The sequence below is a fragment of the Streptomyces sp. NPDC058964 genome (genome assembly GCF_042741275.1).
GTDB lineage: Bacteria > Actinomycetota > Actinomycetes > Streptomycetales > Streptomycetaceae > Streptomyces.
In genome coordinates this window covers 1-4,895 of sequence record NZ_JBHYKH010000481.1, presented here as the reverse complement: position 1 = coordinate 4,895, position 4,895 = coordinate 1, and the positions used below count along the sequence as shown (strand labels likewise).

Here is a 4,895-nt window from a genome sequence, read left to right as displayed (position 1 = left end):
GCGGCCCCCGGGGCCCCCCACACCCGACACCCCCCACTAAGCTCAATACCGGGGCAAACCCCGCGTTGGCACTAAACAGGTCCCCGTAGGGGCAGCCCCGGGCCACCGCCGCCCCCCGTACTCGAACCCATGAGTGCGGCGGGTCGACCGAATGGCGGAGGCCTCCCGGAAGGAGGCCCCGGGGCGCGGAAACGCGCGGGACGGGGCGGCGGACCGGTGTTCGCCGCGACGGTGGCGGAGTCACCCCAGCGGCACGGGCTCCGGAAGGCCCACCGGCCAGGTGTGGACCGGCTCTCCCAGGTGCATCAGCTCACGGTAGCGACGGGTGGTGGCGGCCAGGGCGGCCTCACGGGACAGTCCCTGTTCCAGGGCACGGTGGAAGGTCGCCGACTGCCAGCTCGCGCCGTTGACGCGGCGGCGGCAGCGCTCCTCCACGACGCCCAGGTAGTGGTCCCGGTCGGCGGGTTCGACGCCCCAGGCGTCCAGCCCCGCCTCGGCCAGCGGCAGCAGCTCGTCGCGTACGAGGGTGACGGCGTCGATCTCGGCCGTGCCTGCGTAGCGTCCGCGCCGGGGCCAGACGAGGCGGGCGTCGATGCCGTACCGGCACGCGGCGTCGAAGTTGGCCTCCGCCGCCTCGAAGGGCAGCCGGGTCCACACCGGACGGGGATCCTCGGCGAGGGCGCGGACGAGACCGTAGTAGAAGGCGGCGTTCGCGATGACGTCGGTGACGGTCGGCCCGGCCGGCAGGACACGGTTCTCCACGCGCAGGTGCGGGACGCCGTCGGCGATGCCGTAGACCGGGCGGTTCCAGCGGTACACCGTGCCGTTGTGCAGGACGAGTTCGGCGAGGCTGGGCACGCCTCCCGCGTCGAGCACCTGGAGCGGGTCCTCCTCGTCGCACATCGGCAGCAGGGCCGGGAAGTAGCGCAGGTTCTCCTCGAACAGCTCGTACGCGGAGGTGATCCAGCGTTCGCCGAACCAGGTGCGCGGCCGCACCCCCTGGGCCTGCAGCTCGGGCGGACGGGTGTCGGTGGACTGCAGGAACAGCGGCGGCCTGGACTCGCGCCACAGCTCGCGGCCGAAGAGGAAGGGCGAGTTGGCGCCGACGGCGATCTGGACCGCGCAGGCCGCCTGCGCCGCGTTCCACACGTCGGCGAAGCGGGCCGGGGTGACCTGGAGGTGCAGTTGCACGGACGTGCAGGCGGCCTCGGGCACGATGGACTTCGAAGTGCAGGTGAGGTGTTCCACTCCCTCGATGTCGAGGACGAAGTCCTCGCCACGGGCGGCCACGATCTGGTCGTTGAGCAGGGTGTAGCGGTCCACCTCGGAGAGGTTGGAGGAGACCAGGTCGTCCCGGTCGAGCGTGGGCAGAATGCCGATCATCACGATTCCGGCGTCCAGCTCGCCCGCCTTCCGGTCGGCGTACGCCAGCGAGGTCCGCAGTTCCTCGGCCAGCTGGTCGAATACCCGGCCGCCCAGCCTGTGCGGGGCGATGTTGACTTCCAGGTTGAACATGGCGAGTTCTGTTTGGAAATCACGGCTCGCGATGCGTTCGAGCACCTGGCCGTTCAGCATTCTGGGCATGCCGTCGGAACCGGCGAGATTCAATTCGATCTCGACACCCATGAGGTTCTTGGGGCGATCGAACCGCTTCTCCGCCAGCAGTCGCTCCAGGCCCGTCAGGCACTTCCGGAGCTTCTCCCGGTAGTGCTGGCGATCGGACAGGTCGAACGGACCTGCCACGACCTTCTCCCCCATCGAAGCGTCCCTCCTCGAGTGGGCGGGCCGAAGATCCGGCCGCCGGGTGTCCCGGGTCAGGTGGGATGATGCCCAGCGGAAGCGATCGATAACGTCCCACGCGAAGCGGATACCCGCTACTCTCTTGGAATGTGTCCGGCGGCACATTCACGGGGCATAGGGCAGTACGCAACCTCGAGTGCCCCGATGACCTCGTGAAAAACGCCGACGACATTCGGCCTACCGCTACCGAAGCGTATTCCGAGGTCAGCGGTGCCGGACTGGCCGGGAAAACGGGATGAATCCCGCGAATCAGCGGCTGAATAGCGCCTTGTTCGGTTCGCCGGAAACGGCTAGACGAAACAACGTCTGAACACGTGTCGTATAAACTCCGCGAACAAGGCAGAAGGTTGGCGCCCACGGTCCTGGATCCTGCCGTCAAGGTGACGTGCGGCAGGCCTCACCCGCACCCTTGTTCCCCGACCCGGGCCCCCGCCTCTCTGACCCCATCGAGCTGACAGCGCCGTCCGCCCCCTCCCTCGCGCCGCCGCGCCTGTCGAATGAGAGGCGACCCACCATGCCGCTGCAAGTCCCCCCTGCCCCCGCGCCCGCACTGCGCTCCGTCCTCACGGCCCTCGGTTCCCCCACCGCGGTCCGCGAGGCCCGAACTCCCTCCCTGCGCAACGCCCAGGGCCCCGCCACTCCCGAACTGCCACTGCCCGTGCACGTGCTGGACCGGATCACCTCCGAAGGCGTCTCCGCCACCCGGCTGATCGGGTGGCGTTTCCTCATCCGCTGCGGCGAGCGCGCGGTGGCCGCGGCCGAGACCAGGCTGACCGCGGACGGCTGGGCGTTCTCGCACTTCTTCGAGGGTCCCTACATCGCCTCCACCGAACGGGCTCTGCAGCAGGCCGAGGCCACGCAGCAGACCTACCAGCCACGCCTGCTGTCGGTGCCCGGCCTGTACATGCTCACCCTGTGGCTGCACGGCGACTGCGCGGCGGACGGCGCCGAAGGCCAGCCGGCCGCCACCGACCTGCTCGTACCCCTCGCACCGGCGCCACCCGGCATAGCGTCGCACCGCCCGCACCGGGTGGCCGAGCTGCTCCCGGTGCTGACGCATCGGGTGACTCCCGTGCCGCTGCTCGGCTCACCTGCCTGACAGACCCCTTTCGTACCCCGTTTCCTATTCCGGAAGCGGGGTACGACTGCTTTTCCAGGATTATTGCCGCCCCCGTGCTCGTACGAGCAATTTAGCGCTCTTTCGAGCCGCGAAAGGCGGCCCATCCTTCCGGACTAGCCCCATCCGGCCATCCCGAACCACCCGAAGTGGCTGCCCAGTTGAGATGAACCATCCGCCCGGACGAGGCGTCATCAATCTGTGAAGAAGCGGTGCTGCGAAATCCCTGCGGATTGATGCCCGGAGAGCAACACTGGGTTCCGACCGAACTAATCACAACGGGGGACGGACATGACCACGACACAGCGAAAGATCCCACCAATGTGCCAGCACCAGCCGCCGTGCCCGACAGCCGAATCCGCCGACCGGGAGTCCGCCCGACTCGTGGCGCACCACCCGGAGCAGGGATGGAGCCTGCTGTGCAACGGCGTTCTGCTCTTCGAGGACACCGGTGAGCTCCTGCCCGACGGCCAGATCATCGCCCCGCACCGCCCGATGGGCGCCCACCAGGTGATGACCGCCGCCTGAGCGCCACCCCGGGCGATCCGCCGCTCCGCCCGGTGACCAGAGGGGCCGGCTCGCACGCACCCGGTGCGCACCGGCCCCGACGTATGTCCGGAGCCGACTACTCCGCGTAGCCGTTCGAGTGCGTCAGCCGGGTATGTCAGCCGAGCGCCTCCCGTAGCGCGCCGTAGGCCGGCTCGGGGCGGAGCTGCTCGTCCCACGGCAGGGCCGCGCCCTCCCCCGGGAAGAAGGCGGGGATCCAGGAGTACTTGTCGGTGCAGTCCCACACGGTGACCCCGACACACCGCCGTACGGGCGCACGTCGACCTCGGTGAGGGCGGTGTCGAGCCCCAGGCCCGAGAGGCGGCGGAGGTTGTCCTCCAGATCGGGCGGACAGCCGTACTGGAGGGCGAGGTGGGCCTGGAAGCCGATGCCGTCCAGCCCTCGTTGACGACGCCTCAGGAGTAGACCTTGCCCCGGTAGTGACGCACCTCCGTGGTGATGTGCTTCTTCAGTGGTGATGTGCTTCTTCAGTACGGCCCTGAGCTCGCCGCCGGCGTTCGCGGGCCCGGGCGGCAGGGTCGGCGGCGAGGCCCTCGGCCACCAGCACGGTCGCGAGGACGCCGGTCAGGCCGAGACGCTTGCTGCTCCTGGGCATGGTGCGACTCCCGTTCGCGAGTTCGAAACTTTCGATGCGATTCCAGAAAGCTGCCCTGGTGCCGCATCCGGCCTACCGGGCCCCGGAGTCCTGGGGGCCGTAGTCGAACCAGTCGAAGTGCGCGCGGCCCTCGGTGACGTACATGCCGATCACGCGCCCGGTGAAGCCCGCCGCGACCTGGGTGGACAGATAGCGGCCGTCGAGCTCGGCCAGGCGCACCGCGCCGTCGCGGCCCTCCACCTGGAATGCGATCGTGTCCGGGCCGCCCGACGCCGCGGTGAGCGGTCCCGCACCGGTGGCCCGTATGTCGACGGTGAGCGTCACCGGTCCGGGCGGCACGGGGTGTTGCGCGAGCCGCTGCCGCACCGGCCCGATCCGCGCGAGCACACTGACCGTTCCCCCCTGCACCTCGAGGTCGTAGTGGTGGGCCTCGTCGATGCGGACGGACAGCCCGGCTCGCCCCGAGCCGGGGTCGACCAGGGTCGCCGCCCGGCAGTCTGGGTGCTGCTGGCGACGGCCGAGGAAGGTGTGACCCGGGCGGTCGAGGCTGTCGCCGGTGGCCGTCAGGGTCAGCCATCCGGGCCGCTCACTCAGCGACCAGGAGCCCTCGGGCCGGCTGCGCGGCGAGACCCAGTGCGGCGCCGGCGCCGCGGCGTCGAAATCGTCCCGCACCGGCGGCGGTTCGACGGGGTGCCGGGCCGCGGGCGCGGGATGCTTCTCCCGCACCTGCCCGATCCGGGGCCATCCGTCCACCCACTCGACCGGCGCGAGGAAGGTCTCCCTGCCGAGGACGTGGAACTCCGGGAAGTAGCCGCG

4 protein-coding genes and 2 pseudogenes are annotated in these 4,895 nt (G+C 70.2%); 2 read left to right on the top strand and 4 right to left on the bottom strand.

Annotated features, from left to right (window positions below; genetic code table 11):
* Positions 1–240 precede the first annotated feature (240 nt).
* Positions 241–1,758: a glutamate--cysteine ligase gene (locus ACFW2E_RS37700; RefSeq protein ID WP_384473811.1), complete on the bottom strand. Its 1,518-nt coding sequence runs from the start codon at positions 1,756–1,758 to the stop codon at positions 241–243.
* Between the two features lie 556 nt (positions 1,759–2,314).
* Here ACFW2E_RS37700 and ACFW2E_RS37695 point away from each other — a divergent pair.
* Together ACFW2E_RS37695 and ACFW2E_RS37690 are read left to right on the top strand one after the other, a co-directional pair.
* Positions 2,315–2,899, top strand: coding sequence for a hypothetical protein (locus ACFW2E_RS37695; RefSeq protein ID WP_384473809.1), 585 nt, complete (start codon positions 2,315–2,317; stop codon positions 2,897–2,899).
* Between the two features lie 339 nt (positions 2,900–3,238).
* Positions 3,239–3,445: a DUF5999 family protein gene (locus ACFW2E_RS37690; protein ID WP_384473806.1), complete on the top strand. Its 207-nt coding sequence runs from the start codon at positions 3,239–3,241 to the stop codon at positions 3,443–3,445.
* Between the two features lie 136 nt (positions 3,446–3,581).
* On the opposite strand, the pseudogene ACFW2E_RS37685 reads toward ACFW2E_RS37690, so the two are convergent.
* The 3 genes and pseudogenes from ACFW2E_RS37685 to ACFW2E_RS37675 all read right to left on the bottom strand — a co-directional run.
* Positions 3,582–3,862, bottom strand: a pseudogene (locus ACFW2E_RS37685) (endo-1,4-beta-xylanase); the annotation flags it as partial.
* A 70-nt stretch (positions 3,863–3,932) separates the two neighbouring features.
* Positions 3,933–4,079, bottom strand: a complete 147-nt coding sequence (locus ACFW2E_RS37680) for a hypothetical protein (RefSeq protein WP_384473803.1) — start codon at positions 4,077–4,079, stop codon at positions 3,933–3,935.
* A 72-nt stretch (positions 4,080–4,151) separates the two neighbouring features.
* A pseudogene (locus ACFW2E_RS37675) lies at positions 4,152–4,895 on the bottom strand (glycoside hydrolase family 43 protein); the annotation flags it as partial.

Bases quoted from the DNA above. Each gene is read 5' to 3' on its own strand.
- ACFW2E_RS37700 (WP_384473811.1), bottom strand. From the start codon at position 1,758: ATGGGGGAGAAGGTCGTGGCAGGTCCGTTCGACCTGTCCGATCGCCAG.
- ACFW2E_RS37695 (WP_384473809.1), top strand. From the start codon at position 2,315: ATGCCGCTGCAAGTCCCCCCTGCCCCCGCGCCCGCACTGCGCTCCGTC.
- ACFW2E_RS37690 (WP_384473806.1), top strand. From the start codon at position 3,239: ATGTGCCAGCACCAGCCGCCGTGCCCGACAGCCGAATCCGCCGACCGG.
- ACFW2E_RS37680 (WP_384473803.1), bottom strand. From the start codon at position 4,079: ATGCCCAGGAGCAGCAAGCGTCTCGGCCTGACCGGCGTCCTCGCGACC.